Raw genomic sequence first — 18,662 nt, 5'->3', positions numbered from 1 at the left:
ACTTGGAATGGGGAGGCCTCGCGGCCTCCCCCTTTTTTGCGTTTAATAGAGAGCTGTAATACAAGAACTCGCCTTCGTTTAGCTTGTCTTACTGTTTGGCTGTATTTTGAGTCCTTCTTTTGTATTTGCGCGATAATAACTCCCATTGGCGTTAGGGAGGACTTGATGTTTACCGTTTTTGTCTTGGGCAATATTGCTTCGGGTAAGTCGACTGCCTGCCGCTATCTCGAATCTCATGGCGCCATGCTTATCGATCTGGATGAGCTTGCCAAATCGCTGTACGTGCCGGTGTCGGATATCGTCAATGCTCTTGCTGAAGAGTTTGGCTGGGATATTTTGGACGAGGAGGGCGGCGTTCGACGTAACATCCTCGCTTCTCGAGCTTTTGTCTCTCCTGATGCGGTTGCAAGGCTCAATAGCATTGTGCACCCCGTTCTCGTTGAGCAGCTTTCGCTGAGGATTCTCGATCCTGTCTGCTGTACGGTTTCGTCTCCCCGCTATCCCTTCGCTGCGGTCGAAGTATCTGCTCCGACTGGCTTTGAGGACGCCTTTGGCCTTGCGGATGAAATTATGGTTGTTAGTGCTCCTTTGGCGGTCCGTCGCGAACGTGCCATTCACCGTGGTATGGAGCCATCCGATTTTGATGCTCGCTGCGCTTGCCAACCCGATGAGTCTTCGCTTTGCCGTCTCGCCACAACCGTGATTGATAACGCAGCGGGCGACAACACGCTCTTTGAACAACTGGATGCATGGCTTGCTCGCCATGGCCTTATGGACGCTACGAATAAGGGGGCGACAGATGCCTAAGACGCGTTTCTTTACGTGGTATCGCTTTGTGCCGCTGGCTCTCGTTTTCGTCTTTGGCCTTATCTCGCTCGTTTACTCGTGTGCTCCCGCCGCTTTCTTTAAACCGCTTTATCCGATTGACTATGAGGCGTATGTAAAGCAGTCCAGTATTTCGCATAATCTCGATCCGTATCTGGTGTGTGCCGTCATCAAGTCGGAATCAAACTGGGATCCCGAGGCGGAATCCAACCAGGGCGCCCAAGGTCTCATGCAGCTTATGCCTGAAACCGCTCAGGATATGATCGCCAAGGGCCTTGTCGACGGGGACGAGTATTCTGCCGATAACCTGAATGACCCCGCTACGAATATCGAATTTGGGTGCGCGTACCTCTCGTACCTGCTGACGTATTTCAATGGCTCGACGGATAGTGCTATTGCTGCTTACAATGCCGGAATGGGCAATGTCGATGGGTGGGCGCAGCAAAACACATCGCTCCACAACGCGATTACCTTCCCCGAGACACAAGCCTATTTGATTCGTGTCAATAATGCCTGGGTTCGCTATAAGACCCTCTATCCCGACCGGTTCGTATAGGACTATGCCTGCCGCCTGCGTATACTGCAGATATATGAGTTAGGAGTATCCATGGCGGATTTTGAAGTTGAGCGTGTTGGCGGAGAGCTCAAACGTTTTGGCGTTGAGGGCTCTGATGTGCCGTTTAAGGTCGTGTCTCCCTATGAGCCTGCAGGTTCCCAGCCGAAGGCCATTGAGTCGCTTGTGAAGGGTGTGAGGGACGGAGACCGCTATCAGGTTTTGCTTGGCGTGACCGGTTCGGGCAAGACCTTTACCATGGCCAAGACCATCGAAGCTCTCGGTAAGCCAACGCTGGTCATGGCCCCCAACAAAACCCTCGCCGCACAGCTTGCGAGCGAGCTCAAAGAATTCTTTCCCAACAACGCTGTGGTCTACTTCGTCTCGTACTACGACTATTATCAACCCGAGGCATATGTACCGCAGAGTGATACGTATATCGAGAAAGACTCGTCGATTAACGAAGAGGTCGAGATGTTGCGCCATCAGGCGACAGCATCGTTGCTTTCTCGACGCGATGTGATTGTCGTCGCATCGGTCTCGTGCATCTATGGCATCGGTTCTCCCGAGGACTATGCGGGCTTGGCACCAAACGTCGATAAGAAGGTGCCGCTCGAGCGCGATGACTTTATCCATGCGCTCATCGACATTCAATACGACCGTAATGACTATGACCTGGCGCGTGGTACGTTCCGCGTACGTGGCGATGTCGTCGATGTGTATCCGCCCTATGCGGAGCACCCGTTGCGGTTTGAGTTCTTTGGCGACGAGGTTGAGCTGATTGCCGAGATCGATGAGGTTACCGGTGAGATGTTGCGTGAGTACGAAGCGATTCCCGTGTGGCCGGCTTCGCACTACGTGACCGAGAAGCCAAAGGTGAAGGCGGCCCTGAAATCGATCAGCGAAGAATGCGAAAAGCGCGTGGCGGAGCTCAAAGCGACCGACAAGTTGCTCGAGGCACAGCGCCTGCAGCAGCGGACCGATTATGACCTCGAGATGCTCGAGACGATGGGCTTTTGCAACGGCATCGAGAACTACTCGCGCCATCTGGATGGACGTAAACCGGGCGAGCCGCCGTTTACCTTGATTGACTACTTTCCCAAGGACATGCTCTGCATCATCGACGAGAGCCATGTGACGGTGCCGCAGATTCGCGGTATGCACGAAGGCGACCGATCGCGTAAAGTGACCCTGGTGGAGCATGGTTTTCGCCTGCCCTCGGCGCTCGACAACCGTCCGCTTCGCTTCGATGAGTTTGAGGCGAGGATCCCGCAGTTCATCTACGTTTCGGCTACGCCGGGTGACTATGAGTTGCGCGTGAGTCAAAACGATGTTGAACAGATTATTCGACCGACCGGCCTGCTCGATCCCAAAATCGACGTTCGTCCGGTCCGAGGCCAGATTGACGATCTTGAGGACGAGATTCGCGAGCGCGTGGCCCGCAAGGAGCGCGTGCTGGTGACCACGCTGACCAAGCGCATGGCCGAGGATCTGACCGATCACCTGCTCGATGCCGGCATTAAGGTCAACTACATGCACTCCGATACGGCGACGATGGACCGTGTCGAGATTCTGCGAACGTTGCGCGAGGGCAAGATCGATGTTTTGGTTGGCATCAACTTGCTTCGCGAGGGTCTGGATCTTCCCGAGGTCTCGCTGGTGGCAATTCTCGATGCCGATAAGGAAGGTTTCTTGCGTAACCGCCGTTCGCTGATTCAGACGATTGGCCGTGCGGCCCGCAATGCCGACGGCGAAGTCATCATGTACGCCGACGTCGTGACCGATTCGATGAAAGAAGCCATCGAGGAGACGCAGCGCCGTCGTGAGATCCAGATGGCCTACAACGAAGAACACGGCATTGTGCCCAAGACGGTGCACAAGGCCATCAACGATATTTCGAGCTTTATTGCCGAGGCCGAAAAGACCGTGGGGTCCAAGGGACGCTCGAAGGGCGACTCTCTGGGCCATGGTGCGTTCTATACACCCGATGAAAACGGCGAGGGCGAGGTGCCAGAGACGGTGACGCCTGAACAGACGCTTACCGAGCAGCTGGAAGGGCTGCCGCATGACGAGCCGGTGCGGATCGTCGAGACCATGGAAGAAGACATGCGTAATGCCTCCGCCGCCATGGACTTTGAGGAGGCGGCGCGCCTGCGTGATGCCGTCGTTCAGATTCGGGCGATGCTCGAGGGCGCGCCCGAGGACGAAACGATTGAGCGCCTGCGCTCGCAGGCCCGCAAGGGTTCCACGTTCGCTTCGGGCAGAAAACGCCAGGGCGCGCGATTTAAGAAATAGGGTACAGGCCCCGCGCTTCTCGTTGAGCTCGGGGTCTGTGTCTTTAGTGTGCTAGAGGTCTGCAATCAGGGCTTCGGCGCACCGGATGCCATCAGTGGCGGCGCTCATGATGCCGCCGGCATATCCTGCTCCCTCGCCGCAAGGGTAGAGGCCTGGAGTCGCCACGGCGTGACACGCGCGATCTCGGGTGACGGTGACCGGGGAGCTCGAACGCGTCTCCACGCCGGTAAGCACGGCATCGGGACGGTCGTAGCCCCGTAGCTTTTTTCCGAGCAGGGGAATTCCCAGGCGAAGCGACTCGACGATATGCTGCGGCAGGGCTTCGTCAATTGCCGTCCAGGTCACACCGAGCGGATAGGTGGGCTTTACCTTTCCGGGCGCCTTACTGGCGCGTCCTGCGAGGAAATCTCCGACGAGCTGTGCTGGTGCGTTCCAGTTGGAACCGCCCAGGCGATAGGCGGCCGCCTCGCAGGCACGCTGGAGCTCGATGCCGGCGAGCGGGTCATTGTTGGGAAGGTCCTCAGGCGTGACGTTAACGAGCAGGGCGGCATTTGCGTTGCGTCCGTCGCGGGCATTGAGGCTGGCCCCGTTGACGCACAGGTGGCCCGGCTCGGAAGAGGCGGCGACAACCTGCCCACCGGGGCACATGCAAAACGAGAACACGCTGCGCCCGTTGGGGAGATGGGCGACAAGCTTGTAGGGGGCTGCTCCGAGGGCGGGATGTCCCGCCGAAGGGCCATATTGAGCGCGATCGATATCGAGCTGTGGGTGCTCGATGCGTACGCCCATGGCAAAGGTTTTTTGCGCGAGGGCTACGCCATGGTCCTTGAGGAGCTCGAATACGTCGCGGGCGGAATGGCCGCAGGCAAGGATAAGGTGCTTCGTGGCGATTTGCTCAGTCGCGGCATGTTGAGACGCCTGGACATCGATGCCGGTGATGGCGCCGGACGCGTCGGCGCGAATGTCAACGAGCTTTGTTCGATAGCGGACGACACCTCCGAGCCGTTCGATGCGCTGGGAAATATTGGTGACAACAGTGGGAAGGATGTCGGAGCCAATGTGCGGCTTGGCATCCCATAGAATGTCTCGGGGTGCACCCGCTTCGACGAAGGTGTCCAGGATAAGGCGATGGGCGGGATTTTTGGTTCCCGTATTGAGCTTGCCATCCGAGAAAGTCCCCGCACCGCCCAAGCCAAACTGGATATTGCTCTCGGGGTCGAGGGCGCGCTCCTTCAGAAAGAGGTCGATTGCCTGCGAGCGGCGAAGCGCTGGGTCGCCCCGTTCGATAAGCAAGGGCTTCAGACCTGCTTCTGCGAGGGTAAGTGCGGCGAAAAGGCCAGCGCATCCGGCGCCGACGACGACGGGGCGCTCTTTGGGCGCGCCGGAAACGGGGGAGGGGAATGAAGGCTCATTGTCGTCTATCGTGCGCACGTGTGAGCGGTCGCGCACAGCAACGCTGTCGAGCACTGTCTGCTCGATGTCTGGGCTCGTTAGCTCAACACGAAAGCTCAGGATAAAATGAACGTCTCGTTTCTTGCGGGCATCGATGGACTTGCGGTGGAGCTCGATGGACTTGATCTCGGAGTCTTTGCAACGCAGGACGCGTTTGACGACTCGCTTGCCAACGATAAGGCAAGCTTTTTCATCGCCGGCTTCATCGAGCGACGCATTGACTTGGGTGATTTCGATCATCGAGGTCTCCTTAGATGCAAGAAAGAGGCCGCCCGGTGTCCCAGACGGCCCGAATGCGTTTTGATTATAGACTGCGCAGCTATAGGTTACTGGCAGCGCGAATGCCCGAAAGCCACGCCCATGCAAGGTTGAAGCCACCGCAGTCGGCGTCGATATCGAGCGCTTCGCCGCAGACGCAAAGCGGGGCATAGGCTGCGCCGTTCGCGCGAAGGCCGGGTATCGAGACGGTCTCGATGGGTATGCCGCCACGTATGACCTGTGCCGAGCGCTCCTCGGCCGTTCCCTCGACAAGCAGTTTAAAGTGCTTGAGGATGGAGACCAGATGGATGACGTCGTGCGACCCGGGGTGGCGCTGTTCGAATGCGGCGCAGACAACGCGAGAGAACTGCGGGGCGAGCATGCCGTCGAGCCAGCGGGGGTCGCGGGACGAAAAACCGCCGAGCAACGCAACTCGCTGGTTAAGCATATCGAGCAACTCGTCTTTGGAGAGGTCGGGGAAAACGTCGAGCAGAATCGTGTCGCCGCGCTGGACGCGACGGGAGAGGTTAAAGGCGGCAACGCCCGAGATGCCAAAGGTTCGGAAGAGCACTTCGCCGTCTTCGTGCCAGAGCTCCTCGTGATTGCGGGTGAGCGTCAAACGGGCGCGGACGCGCAGGCCATCCAGTGTCTTGAGCGCAGTCTGGTCGCCGAAGACCGATGCCGACACGGGGCAGAGGACGGGGCGCTGCGGTGTGAGGGGAAGGCTGAACGTCTTCGCGATGTCGGCAGGGCTGCCGCCCGTAGCGATAATCACGGCCTTTGCCTGCAAGGTCATGTTTTTGCGCGGGGTATCGGCGAGCGCCCTCCGAAGCGAGCGGAGCTCCGATTTTCGATCGCCGTGCTTTTTTGCCTTAAGCGCCCGTGCGGGACGGTCTATTTGGAGTGTCCAGCCCTCGGGAGCTTTGTGCGCCATGGCAACGTTGGCTCCGCAGATTAAGGTGACGCCCAGACGATCACAAACGTTGAGAAGCGCGTCGTGCACCGATTCGGCGCGGAGGGAGCGTGGGTACAGTCGACCTTCCTCGGAGGTCGTCATGATGCCCAGCGAGGAGAAGAAGCCCATAAGCTCTTGTTCGGGCCGGGGGCCCATGACGGATTCGACGAAAGCGGGATGGTTGTACCGCCGAGGATCAATCGATTCGTTTGAGAGATTGCAGCGGCCGTTGCCGGTCGCAAGGAGTTTAAGGCCGCAGGCGACATCGCGCTCAACGATGCAGGCGCTTTTGCCAGCGCGTGCGGCCGTGATGGCGGCGGCGAGACCCGAGGCCCCGCCGCCGATTACCAGGACGTCATAGAAGGCGCTCGTGTTCACTTAGGCCTCGTCGGTCTCGTGCGGGGCGATGGCCTCGACGGCAGAGACGGCCTTGGGCAGCATGCCATCGGGCAGCGCGGTCTCGACCTCGCCCTTATCGCAGGCCTCGGCGAGTGACGGATTGATGGGAAGTTGACCCAAGATGTCGAGGTTGTAGCGCTCGGCGACTTCGGGGAGGTTGCTCTTACCAAAGACCTCGATCTTCTTGCCGCAGTCGGGGCACTCGATATAGCTCATGTTCTCGACAACGCCCAGAATGGGGACGTTCATCTTCTCGGCCATGTTGACTGCCTTGGCGACGATCATCGAGACCAAGTCTTGCGGGCTCGTGACGATGACGATGCCATCGACGGGCAGCGATTGGAAAACGGTGAGCGCGACGTCGCCCGTTCCCGGAGGCATATCGACCAGCAGGTAGTCGATGGGGCCCCACGAGGTCTCGCTCCAGAATTGCCTGATGGCGCCCGCTATAACCGGGCCACGCCAAAGGACGGGATCGGTTTCGTTTTGGAGCAGCAGGTTGGAGCTCATGACCTTGACCCCGTGCTCGGAGATCTCGGGCAGCATAAGATTGCCGAGAGCATGGACATGACGTCCGCTCATACCGAACATCTTGGGGATGGAGGGGCCGGTGATGTCGGCATCGAGGATGCCGACTTTGTTGCCGCGGCGGGCAAGCTCGGTGGCGATGGCACCGGTGACGAACGACTTGCCGACGCCGCCCTTGCCGGATAACACGGCGATAACGCGCTTGACTTCGGATAGCGTGTTCTCTTCAAATTCCTGCGGTGCGGTTTGTCCGCCGGCCGCCTGTGCGTGCTCGCAACCCATATCTGACTCCTTTGTATGCGTTGGGGCAAGGCCCCACGATGTGACACGAGCGTCATTGTACCCTCGTTTGCGAACGTGAGCCATTTGTGATGCGCGGCTGGCGATCGATGGCATTCGAAAGCATGGGTCGGGCAGGCGACGTGCGCGCGTCGGATAAATCAAAAGGTCTGCGAATCTTGTATCACGAACATCTGTGCGCGTTGAGTGCGCTAAACTCATCGACGGTGTGATTTGAAGTTATAGGAGGCAAGGAGCTTCCATGTCTGATTCCTCTATCGTTATTCGCGGTGCGCGCGAGCACAACTTGCGCGATATCGATGTATCCATTCCACGCGACCAGCTCGTGGTCATTACCGGCCTTTCCGGCTCGGGCAAGAGCTCGCTGGCGTTCGACACGATCTATGCCGAGGGCCAGCGCCGCTACGTCGAGAGCCTGTCGAGCTATGCGCGTCAGTTTTTGGGCCAGATGGACAAACCCGATCTGGACTCGATCGACGGCCTTTCGCCGGCTGTTTCGATCGATCAAAAGACGACATCCAAGAATCCTCGATCGACGGTGGGCACCGTAACCGAGATTTATGACTACCTGCGACTGCTGTTTGCTCGCGTCGGTACGCCGCACTGCCCCGAGTGCGGTCGCATAATCGAGCGCCAGACGACCGACCAGGTTGCCGATAAAGTCCTGGCTGCGGGGGAGGGCCGCCGCGCGTTCGTGCTGGCACCGGTGGTTCGCGGTCGTAAGGGCGAGTATGCCAAGCTGTTCGAGGATCTTCGCGCCGAGGGCTTTAGCCGCGTGCGCGTCGACGGCGAGGTTCGCTCGCTTGATGACCCTATCGATTTGGATAAGAAATTCAAGCACGATATCGAGGTCGTGGTCGACCGTATCGTGATTCGCGAGAACTCCCTGGGCCGTATTGCCGAGTCCGTTGAACAGGCGACTGCGCTGGCGCACGGCAATGTGAACGTATACTTGCTGCCCGACCGCGACGCTCCCGAGGGGACCGAAGGCGAGTTGCTGGAGTATTCGCTGGCGCTGGCGTGCCCGGAGCATGGGCACTCCATCGATGACCTGCAGCCGCGCGATTTCTCGTTCAACGCGCCCTATGGCGCGTGCCCCGAGTGCGATGGCCTGGGCTTTAAGAAGACGGTCGATGCCGAAGCGCTAATCGAAGACCCCTCGAAGTCGATCGCCGACGGGGTCTTTGGCAGCCTGTTTGGCAACTCTAACTACTATCCGCAGATTTTCGCTGCGGTCTGCAAACACTTTAAGGTGAGCGTCGATACGCCGTGGGAGGATCTGCCTCCGCGGGTGCGTCGCGCGTTTTTAGACGGCATGGGCGACCAGAAGATTTCGGTCGACTATCAAAAGCTCGATGGGCGTCGCAGCCAGTGGGACACCAAGTTCTCGGGCGTGCGCAATATCCTGTACGAGCGCTATAACGAGACGACGAATGAGAACACCAGGGCGCGCTTGGAGAAGTACATTCGCGAGGAGCCGTGCTCGAGTTGCCATGGTGCTCGTCTGCGCCCCGAGATGCTCGCCGTTACCGTAGGCGGTAAGTCCATTTACGAGGTCTGCTGCCTGTCGTGCCGCGAGTCGCTCGAGTTTTTTGAGGGCCTGGAGCTTACCGAGCGCCAACAATTTATCGGCGGGCGCATCGTTAAGGAAATCCTGGAGCGCCTGTGCTTTCTGGTCGATGTCGGACTCGACTATCTGACCCTCGACCGTGCCTCGGCGACGCTTTCCGGAGGCGAGGCCCAGCGCATTCGCCTGGCAACGCAGATCGGCGCCGGCCTCATGGGTGTCCTGTACATTTTGGACGAGCCATCGATCGGCCTCCATCAGCGCGATAACGAGCGCCTGATCAAGACGCTTGAGCGCCTGCGCGATATCGGCAATACCGTCATCGTCGTTGAGCATGATGAGGATACGATTCGTGCTGCCGACTATGTGATCGACATGGGCCCTGGCGCGGGCGTGAACGGCGGACACGTGGTCGCCGCGGGAACGCCTGCCGATATCATGGCGTGCCCCGATTCGATGACGGGCGCTTATCTGACCGGCAAACGAATGATCCGGGTTCCCGATGAACGCCGCAAGCCCGGTCGCGGCTGCCTTAAGATCACGGGCGCCCGTGCCAACAACCTTAAAAACGTTACCGCCAAGATTGAGTTCGGTACGCTTACGGTCGTTACCGGCGTGTCGGGATCGGGCAAGAGCTCCCTGGTTACCGACACCATCGCGCCTGCTCTTACGAATGCCATTCATCGCTCGACGCGTCCTGTGGGCCCGTACAAAAAGCTCGAGGGTATCGAGTGCATCGATAAGGTGATCGACATTGACCAGTCGCCGATCGGCCGTACACCGCGTTCCAATCCCGCTACGTACATTGGCCTGTGGGATGATCTGCGCGCGCTGTTTGCGAGCACACCGGAGTCGAAGGCACGCGGCTACTCGCCGGGACGTTTCTCCTTTAACGTGAGCGGCGGCCGCTGCGAAGCATGCAAGGGCGACGGACAAATTAAGATCGAGATGCACTTCCTTCCCGATATCTATGTTCCCTGCGAGGTCTGCGGCGGCAAGCGCTATAATCGCGAGACGCTTGAGGTCACCTACCGTGGTAAGACCATCTCTGACGTGCTCGACATGAGCGTCACCGAGGCGCTGGCTTTCTTTGGCAATATTCCTCAAATTAAGCGTAAGCTCCAGACTCTGTACGATGTGGGCCTGGGCTATGTGAGCTTGGGCCAGCCGGCAACGACGCTTTCGGGTGGCGAGGCACAGCGCGTAAAGCTCGCCAAGGAACTTCACCGCCGTCAGACGGGTAAGACGTTCTACATTCTGGATGAGCCGACGACCGGTCTCCATTTTGAGGATGTCCGCCAGTTGCTCGACGTGCTGCAGCGCCTGGTCGATGCGGGCAACACGGTTCTGGTAATCGAGCATAATCTCGATGTCATCAAGGTCGCCGACCGTCTGATCGATATGGGTCCCGAGGGCGGCAATGGCGGCGGAACCGTCGTGGTCTCGGGTACGCCGGAGCAGGTCGCGGCATGTTCGCAGAGCTACACGGGCAAGTTCTTGGCTCCGCTGCTCGAGCGCGACCGTGAGCGTCAGGCACAACTCGACGCCCAGTAAAGAGACGCCGTCATGCGAGAAGCGCCACCGATTCCTTTCGATTCGGTGGCGCTTCTGTGTGTCGAGATGGCGCATGCTGCTACATTGGACATATACTTAGGCGTTACGTTCGAACGCGAGGGAAGGGGCATGCCATGGCAAAGGCTGCAAAGACGCCGAAAACCAATGCGATGCGCGAGCTGGAAAACGCCGGCATCTCCTATATTCTCCATACGTATGAAGACTATGGCGATGAGTCGGCGGGTTTAGGCGTTGCGATTTCGGAACAACTTGGCGAGGAGCCTGGCCAGGGTTTTAAGACCTTGGTTTGCGTGACGCCGTCCAACGAACACGTTGTGTGCTGTATTCCCGTTGCCGACGAGCTTGACCTAAAGGCCGCCGCGCGCGCCGCTGGTGAAAAGTCGCTGACCATGATGCATGTCAAGGACTTGCTTGCCGCGACGGGGTATGTCCGGGGCGGCTGCAGTCCAGTCGGCATGAAAAAACGCTTTCGGACGCTGATCGATGAGACATGCGTCCTTTGGGATACCATTTTTATCTCAGGCGGTAAGCGTGGCTATCAGCTTGAGCTTGCCCCCGACGACTTAGTTGCATTTTGCGGGGCGACGGTTGCCCCGATCACGAGAGAGGACTGAGCGATGCCGCAGGAAGAATCGAAGCGCGGGGCTCACTTTGCAAAGCGTTCGGCTTCTCAGGCGTCCGCGTCTGAGGCTTCTTCGGTCGACGACCAGATTCGAAACGCCTGGTCCGCTGCTGCAGATCCAGGGGAGACGGCCGTGTATTTGCGTGCTGCCGGTGCTGGTGCGGCGCTTCCTCGTACGATTCTCTCTTCGGGTCGCCCCGATGAGACGGCGGTGTTTTTGGCCGCGGCTCAATCCCGTGCCGGACGGATGCCTGCTGCCGCTGGGGCGTCTCGTGCGCCGCGTCCCGATGAGACAGCAGTGTTCTTGATGGCGGCTCAGGGAAAGGGCACGTTGAAGGGCGCTCCAGCCGATCGTTCCGCAAGGCATGCAACCGACGGGGATGACGAGCAGCTGCTTATGGATGACGAGTGGTCACCGCTCGGCTCGACCGATCCGGTCGAGGGCGTTGCTGTCGACGACGATGATTGGGGCCTTTTGTCGTTTTCTGATCGAACCGCTGCCGCCAGGGAAGTTGACACGGTTTTTGGTGATGATGCCGTAGCTAACGATGGCGCTTCGTTTGACAACGATGTCACGCCTGCTGGCGGCGCTTTTTCTGCCGATGATGCCGTTTTGGTCGACGACCCCTTCGCGATAATCGATGAGCCCGATATCGAGGTTGATTCTCGACAACACACTGAAGTTAGCCCCCAATCGCAGGACGACGTAGATGATATGGGCTCGTCGGATTACTCTACGGTTGGCCGTTCTGCCGGCCTTATGACTGCGCTGACCATCGTGTCGCGCGTCACAGGGTTCATCCGCACGTGGGCTATGGCTGCCGCCATCGGCATGTCGCTGCTCTCATCTTCCTATCAGGTCGCCAACAACCTGCCCAATATGCTCTACGAGCTCGTGATGGGCGGTATGTTGGTTACCGCCTTTTTGCCGGTGTACATGGGCGTGCGTCGTGAACAGGGTCGCGACGCCTCAAACGAATACGTAGGCAATCTGCTCGGCATCCTGCTTTTGCTGCTGGGCGGCATTTCGGTGCTGGGCACCGTGTTCGCTCCGGGCTTTATCTGGACGCAGTCGTTCCTTTCGGGTGACGGCGGCAGCATAAATACAGCCGCGTTCATGTTTCGTTTCTTTGCCATCCAGATTCTGTTCTACGGGCTGGGCTCGGTGTTCTCGGGCGTTCTCAACGCACACCGTGATTACTTCTGGTCGACGTTTGCCCCGGTCCTCAACAATGCGATTGTCATCGCGAGCTTTATGGGCTTTGCTCCTGTGTCCGCACAATTCGGTGAGCGTGCCGGCATCATTCTTATTGCAGCCGGAACGACCTTTGGCGTCTTTGTCCAGATGGCATGTCAGATCCCCGCGCTCGGCAAGCACGGCGTGCATCCTCATATCCATATCGACTTTAAGGATCCCGCGCTGCGCCAGACGATTACGCTCGGTATTCCGACGCTGCTTGCAACGGTGTGCATGTTTGTTTCGACCTCCATCACCAATGCCGCCGCGCTGGTGGTACAGCCCGAGACCGGTCCTTCTGTCATCGCGTATGCGCGCCTGTGGTACACGCTGCCCTACGCGCTGATTGCCGCTTCGCTTTCGACGGCGCTGTACACCGAGCTCTCTCACGATGCGCAGGAGAAAGATTACGACAGTGTTCGTACTGGCATCTCGCACGGTGTCGCCCAGATGCTGTTCTTCCTGATCCCGTTTGCGTTGTACCTGATTGTTTTCGCCCGTCCGCTCAACATGATTTACTGTGCCGGCAAGTTTGATGAGTCCGGCGTGGCGCTGGTATCCGAGTTCCTTGTCTATCTGGCGCTCTCGCTGCCACTCTACGGCGTGGTCGTGCTGATGCAGAAGAGCTTCTCTGCTCTGCTCGATATGAAGCCCTATGGCCGCTATTGTCTCTACTCCGCCATTGGGCAGGCCGGTTCGGTGCTGCTGTTTGGGGTAGCCCTCGGCTACGGCATGCCGGCCATCGCGCTTTCGTATGTCGTCGACTACGTTATCTTGGTCGGTTGTTCACTGTGGTGGCTGCGCCGTCGTCTGCATGGCCTTCAGGTTACGTCCATACTGCACGGAGGCTTCTTTGGCCTTTTGCTTGGAGGGCTGGGTGCGGCGACTGGCGCCGTCGTTATGTGGGCGCTCGAGCACTTTGTCGGAGCGCTCGGCGGCTCGATTCTGGTTACCTTGTGCTATGTTTGCGTTGCGGGCATCGTCTCACTCGCCGTCACCTTTGGTCTGGCCGTCGCCTTTAAGATGCCCGAGGTTTCTGCGTTACTTCGCCGCAAGTAGGTAAACGTGACGGGTCACGATAACATTCCAACCCTTGCCGAACAGGTCTCGCGCGTTCCCACGCAGCCCGGCTGCTACCTTTGGAAAGACGCCAAGGGCGATGTCATCTACGTTGGCAAGGCGAAAAACCTGCGTGCTCGCATGCGTCAGTACGTGACGCTGCAGGACGAGCGCCAGAAGATCCCGCTTATGATGCAGCTGGTGGCGAGCTTCGACTATATCGTTGTGGAGTCCGAGCACGAGGCATTGGTACTCGAGCGCAATCTAATCGGTCAGTACCATCCGTACTTTAACGTCGATCTTAAGGACGATAAGAGCTATCCCTTTATCGCTATCACCAAGAGCGATCTATTTCCCGCTATTAAATACACGCGTGAGCGCCATAAGCCAGGGACGCGCTATTTTGGCCCCTATACCGATAGCCGCGCGGCGCGTGAAACCATCGATACGCTGCGCAAGGTTATTCCCATTTGCTCAGCATCCTGTGCGGAGTGGCGTCGCTGCCGCCGCATCGTCGAGTCCCACAAGGGCGAGGAAGACATCGTCAATATGATTTGCGCGCAAAACGGGCGCCCCTGCTTTGACTACCATGTCGGGCGCGGCCCGGGTGCGTGTGTCGGCGCGATTTCCCCGGCAGACTATGCCAAGAACGTCAAGCGTGTCGAGCGCTTTTTGTCGGGTCATCGCAAGGATGTCGTCGATGAGCTGACATCCGAGATGACGGAGGCCGCCGAGGCGCTCGATTTTGAGCGCGCCGCCCGCGTCAAGCGCCGCCTGGACGTCATTCGGGGCCTGGACGATCGCCAACAGGTTGTCTTTCCATCGAGCGTCGATATCGATGTTATCGGCTTCTATCGCGAAGAGACCATTTCCGCCGCTTGCGTTTTTGTCGTGCGTAAGGGTCGAACGGTTCGAACCTGCGAGTTCATTCTCGATAAGGGTTTGGATGTCGATGAAGAGGAGCTTCAATCGGGCCTTCTTAAGCGCTATTACGACGAGACGGCTGATATTCCAGCTGAGATCAACCTCTCTGTCGAGCTTGAGGATGCGGAGGCGCTGGGGGAGTGGCTTGCAGGCAAGCGCGAGCGCCCCTGTCATCTCCATAGGCCGCAGCGTGGCGAAAAGCACCGTTTGCTCGATATGGCATCCAAAAATGCGCGCCATGCACTCATGCGCTACATGATGCGTACGGGGTATGCCGACGACCGCACCAATCGGGCGCTCTTGGAGCTCGAAAGCGCGTTGGCGCTGCCATCGCCGCCGTTGCGTATCGAGTGCTTCGATATCTCTACGCTGCATGGCACCTTTACGGTCGCCTCGATGGTGGTGTTTACCAACGGCCGCGCCGACAAGAGCCAGTACCGCCGCTTTAAAATCCAGGCCGAATTGGACGAGGCGAATGACTTCGTTTCGATGTCCGAGGTTTTGGGGCGTCGCTATGCTCCCGAGCGGATGGCCGACGAACGTTTTGGCTCGCGCCCCGATCTGCTCGTTGTCGACGGCGGCAAGCCGCAATTGACGGCTGCAATTAAACAACTTGAGGCCCTTGGGCTCGATATACCAGTTTGTGGCTTGGCAAAGGCCGATGAGGAGGTTTTCGTGCCTTGGGACGAGACTCCCGTCGTGCTACCGACCGGGTCCGCGTCGCTCTATCTCATCAAGCAGGTGCGCGATGAGTCGCACCGTTTTGCAATTACATTTCATCGTGAGTTGCGCGATAAAGCCATGACGGTTTCGGTACTCGATGACGTTCCAGGCGTGGGACCCACTAGAAAACGTGCCATATTGCGCCATTTTGGCTCGATGAAGCGTTTGCGCGCGGCGAGCGAGCGAGAGATCGCGGAAGTTCGCGGCATACCTGCCGATGTCGCCAAGGCGGTCCACGAGACGCTCGTCGCATGGAATGCCGAGCGCGCCGAGGCATCGGCTAGCCATTCCGATAGCTCAACACGAGCCTAAACAACTGGTATACATGCTTGCGCGATTTTCAAGCATTTATTTCGCCATGATTACCTGCTGGTTTCGGGTTTTATTAACGCTAAAACGTTTGACTAACCCAAGGAACAGCCCTGCTATCCTGCGGTTTGACGAAGACTGATATCTCACCTCATCGATACATACTGTCTACAGTATCGTTTGTCAACGAATTCGGTGAACGGTAGTAAATACCGTTCAAGCGGATGTATGTATCGGTCGCCGAGCGCGGCACCCAAGTTGGGTTCGTCGGTAGGTAAGGTATATATCGTCCGCAAGTTGCGCGGGGGCACGTCTAGGTGCTCCCGGGTAAGATTCTCTATTGATAGGAGAAGACATGGCCATCATCAACAAGGGTATGTCCAGGCGTTCGTTCCTCGGCCTCACCGGCAGCGTCGCTGCTGTCGCAGGGCTTGGTCTCACCGGCTGCGGTGGCAGCTCTAGCGACGAGGGTTCCGCTTCCGGTTCCACCGATTCTGCCAACCGTGGCGGCGGCGTGATCACCGCTGGTTCCGCTTACGCTCCGTCCAGCTTCGATCCCGCCAGCACCGGCTCCGCTGTGGGCCTGGGTGCTAACTGGCACGTCGTCGAGGGCCTCTACGGCATCGATTACCACGACTACAGCACCTTCAACGAGCTCGCCACCGACGATCCCAAGTCTGTGGACGACACCACCTTCGAGGTCACCATCCGCAAGGGCGCCAAGTTCTCCGATGGCACCGAGGTCACCGCTGACGATGTCGTCGCCTCCTACACCGCTTGCGCCGCTTCCGCTACCTATGCTCCGTTCTTCCAGCCCTTCGAGTCCATCGAGGCCAAGGACGCCAGCACCGTGACGGTCAAGACCAAGGTCCCCAACTTCTCCCTGCTCAAGGATCGTCTGGCCATCGTCCGCGTTACCCCGGCCACCCAGACCGAGGAGGATCGCGCCAAGCAGCCGATCGGCTCCGGCCCCTGGATGTACGACTCTATCTCCGATACCGAGATCACCCTGGTTCCCAACCCCGAGTACAACGGTGAGTATGCTGCCGAGGATAAGAAGATCCAGTACAGCATCCTGACCGACCCCACCGCTCGCGTTACCGCTCAGCAGGAGGGCTCCACGCTCGTTATGGAGCTCGTCACCGCTGACGCCGTCGACCAGCTCGAGAGCGCCGGCTGCAAGATCGACAACGTCCAGGGCTTCGGTACCCGCTTCATTATGTTCAACGTTGCCAAGGAGCCTTGGAACAACGTCAAGGTCCGTCAGGCCGTCATGTACGCGCTCGACACCGAGAAGATGGTCAGCAACACCTTCGCCGGCCTTGCCACCGCTGCCAGCTGCTACCTGCCCAAGAGCTTCACCAACTATCATGAGGCTTCCACGGTCTACAAGACCGACGCCAAGAAGGCCAAGAAGCTCATTGAGGAGTCCGGCATCACCCCGGGTGCCATCACCCTGCGCACCACCGACAACGAGCAGATTAAGGGCATGGCCGCCCAGGTCAAGAACGACCTCGACGCTCTCGGCTTCGACGTGACCATCCAGACCGATACCTCGCCGGCCACCTACGCTGCCATCGACGGCGGCGAGGCCTACGATATCCTCCTTGCCCCTGGCGATCCGTCCTGCTTCGGCGCTGATCCCGACCTGCTGCTTAACTGGTGGTACGGTGACAACGTCTGGATGCAGACCCGTTGCCCGTGGAAGGAGTCCGCTGAGTGGGAGAAGCTCCACGGTCTCATGGACGAGGCTCTTGCCGCCGAGGGCGACGAGCAGCAGAAGAAGTGGAACGAGTGCTTCGACATCATCGCCGACAACGCCGTTCTGTACCCCGTTGTCCACGTTAAGACCGTCTCCGCTTCCTGGGACGATCCGTCCACCGCGCCCAACGGCGAGGCCCTCGATGGCTTCAATGGCATCGGCACGACGAGCATGTCCTTCAGGGGCGTCGCGACCGTCAAGGCCTAAGACTCGCTTGAGTCATATGTAGGGCGTCGGTCGTAAGGCAACGTCCTCATAGTTGAAACAAAGACCCGGGCGACCTCGATGTCGCTCGGGTCTTGTAATGAGTATCCGTACTCATATACCAGTTGGTCCTACCGACAAAAGAAAGGGGAGAGAACGTGAACAACTTGCTACGTTTGATTGGAAGGCGTCTTGTGGCGCTGCCGATCATGGCATTGGGCGTCACCGTCCTGGTGTTCTTCCTTATGTCGTTCTCCAAGACCGACCCCGCCTACACGGCGTTGGGTGACGGTGCCTCGCCCGAGGCGGTTGCCGAGTACCATGAGAAGTATGGTCTGGACGACCCCTGGCCCGTGCGCTACGTGCGCTATATGGGCGATTTGATCCATGGCGACATGGGCACCTATGGTGCTGCTCGCAACTCCGTTGCCAAGCGCATCTCCACGGCCCTGCCCGTCACGATGCAGCTGACCTTCATCGGCCTTGCCATCGGTGCGGTCGTTTCGTTTTTGCTCGGCGTCATCGCGGCACTGTATCGCGACAAATGGCCGGACCAAGTGATCCGCGTCTTTTCCATCGCCGGCCTGGCAACCCCGTCGTTCTGGCTTGCCGTTCTGTTGATCCTGCTGTTCTCTTCTTATCTCAAGGTCCTCCCGGCATCGGGTGCCCTGCCTCACTTCACCACGAATCCGGCTGGTTATCTGGGCCGCATGATTATGCCCGCCATCGCCTTGGCATTTCCGCTGACGGGCCAGATGACTCGTATCGTGCGCACCGCCATGGTCGAGGAACTCGACAAGGACTATGTCCGTATGGCTCGCGGTGCCGGCGTTCCCGAGAAGGTCGTCGTCGGCATCAACGTTCTTCGCAATGCGCTGATCACCCCGGTCACCACCCTCGGTCTTAAGATCGGTTATCTCATGGGCGGCGCCGTCGTCATCGAGGTTATCTTCAACCTCCCCGGCATGGGCACCGCGATTCTGCAGGGCGTTCAGGGCAACGAGGCGAACCTGGTTCAGGGCGTCGTTATCGTCGTTGCTCTTGCCTTCATCATCATCAACATCGTGGTTGACATGCTCTACCTGCTCATCAACCCGCGCATCAGGACGGTGTAG

Annotated in this window: 12 protein-coding genes; 9 read left to right on the top strand and 3 right to left on the bottom strand. The window is 58.8% G+C overall.

From position 1 onward, the window contains the following. Window positions 1-165: 165 nt before the first annotated feature. From coaE to uvrB, 3 genes are read left to right on the top strand one after another with little or no spacing between them, the layout of a single operon-like run. Window positions 166-807 (top strand): dephospho-CoA kinase, encoded by a 642-nt coding sequence (coaE, locus tag DXC18_RS09160; protein ID WP_117716938.1) that lies wholly within the window; start codon window positions 166-168, stop codon window positions 805-807. After that, on the top strand, window positions 800-1,381 hold the full coding sequence (locus tag DXC18_RS09155) for a lytic transglycosylase domain-containing protein (protein WP_117584265.1): 582 nt from the start codon (window positions 800-802) through the stop codon (window positions 1,379-1,381). The genes coaE and DXC18_RS09155 overlap by 8 nt, the downstream gene beginning before the upstream one ends. Before the next feature lie 51 nt (window positions 1,382-1,432). After that, on the top strand, window positions 1,433-3,673 hold the full coding sequence (gene uvrB, locus DXC18_RS09150) for an excinuclease ABC subunit UvrB (protein WP_117716937.1): 2,241 nt from the start codon (window positions 1,433-1,435) through the stop codon (window positions 3,671-3,673). Window positions 3,674-3,724: 51 nt separating this feature from the next. Here uvrB and DXC18_RS09145 read toward each other — a convergent pair whose 3' ends face one another. The 3 genes from DXC18_RS09145 to DXC18_RS09135 all read right to left on the bottom strand — a co-directional run bounded on the left by DXC18_RS09145 (window position 3,725) and on the right by DXC18_RS09135 (window position 7,547). Further along, window positions 3,725-5,365: an NAD(P)/FAD-dependent oxidoreductase gene (locus DXC18_RS09145; protein ID WP_117716936.1), complete on the bottom strand. Its 1,641-nt coding sequence runs from the start codon at window positions 5,363-5,365 to the stop codon at window positions 3,725-3,727. 79 nt (window positions 5,366-5,444) lie between these two features. Continuing rightward, the gene (locus tag DXC18_RS09140; RefSeq protein WP_117584268.1) at window positions 5,445-6,716 is read right to left on the bottom strand and encodes an NAD(P)/FAD-dependent oxidoreductase; all 1,272 of its coding nucleotides are present in this window, start codon (window positions 6,714-6,716) and stop codon (window positions 5,445-5,447) included. Next, a complete protein-coding gene (locus DXC18_RS09135; RefSeq protein ID WP_117584269.1) occupies window positions 6,717-7,547 on the bottom strand; it encodes an Mrp/NBP35 family ATP-binding protein in 831 nt (276 codons plus the stop codon). Between the two features lie 259 nt (window positions 7,548-7,806). Between DXC18_RS09135 and uvrA the strand changes: the two genes are divergently transcribed. The 6 genes from uvrA (at window position 7,807) to DXC18_RS09105 (ending at window position 18,662) form a co-directional block, all read left to right on the top strand. Further along, window positions 7,807-10,686 (top strand): excinuclease ABC subunit UvrA, encoded by a 2,880-nt coding sequence (gene uvrA, locus DXC18_RS09130; protein WP_117716935.1) that lies wholly within the window; start codon window positions 7,807-7,809, stop codon window positions 10,684-10,686. Window positions 10,687-10,820: 134 nt separating this feature from the next. Beyond that, entirely contained in the window at window positions 10,821-11,321 is a 501-nt protein-coding gene (ybaK, locus tag DXC18_RS09125; protein ID WP_117584271.1) for a Cys-tRNA(Pro) deacylase, read from the top strand. A gap of 3 nt (window positions 11,322-11,324) precedes the next feature. Next, window positions 11,325-13,625 (top strand): murein biosynthesis integral membrane protein MurJ, encoded by a 2,301-nt coding sequence (gene murJ, locus DXC18_RS09120; protein ID WP_233505719.1) that lies wholly within the window; start codon window positions 11,325-11,327, stop codon window positions 13,623-13,625. Window positions 13,626-13,631: 6 nt separating this feature from the next. After that, the gene (gene uvrC, locus DXC18_RS09115) at window positions 13,632-15,584 is read left to right on the top strand and encodes an excinuclease ABC subunit UvrC (protein ID WP_117716934.1); all 1,953 of its coding nucleotides are present in this window, start codon (window positions 13,632-13,634) and stop codon (window positions 15,582-15,584) included. 352 nt (window positions 15,585-15,936) lie between these two features. Further along, window positions 15,937-17,550, top strand: a complete 1,614-nt coding sequence (locus DXC18_RS09110; protein ID WP_117716933.1) for an ABC transporter substrate-binding protein — start codon at window positions 15,937-15,939, stop codon at window positions 17,548-17,550. A gap of 155 nt (window positions 17,551-17,705) precedes the next feature. After that, window positions 17,706-18,662, top strand: coding sequence for an ABC transporter permease (locus DXC18_RS09105; RefSeq protein WP_055251823.1), 957 nt, complete (start codon window positions 17,706-17,708; stop codon window positions 18,660-18,662).

Source organism: Collinsella sp. OM08-14AT (assembly GCF_003438115.1).
GTDB lineage: Bacteria > Actinomycetota > Coriobacteriia > Coriobacteriales > Coriobacteriaceae > Collinsella.
Note: the sequence above shows the minus strand (reverse complement) of the source record. Positions and strands in the feature narration are given on the sequence as shown.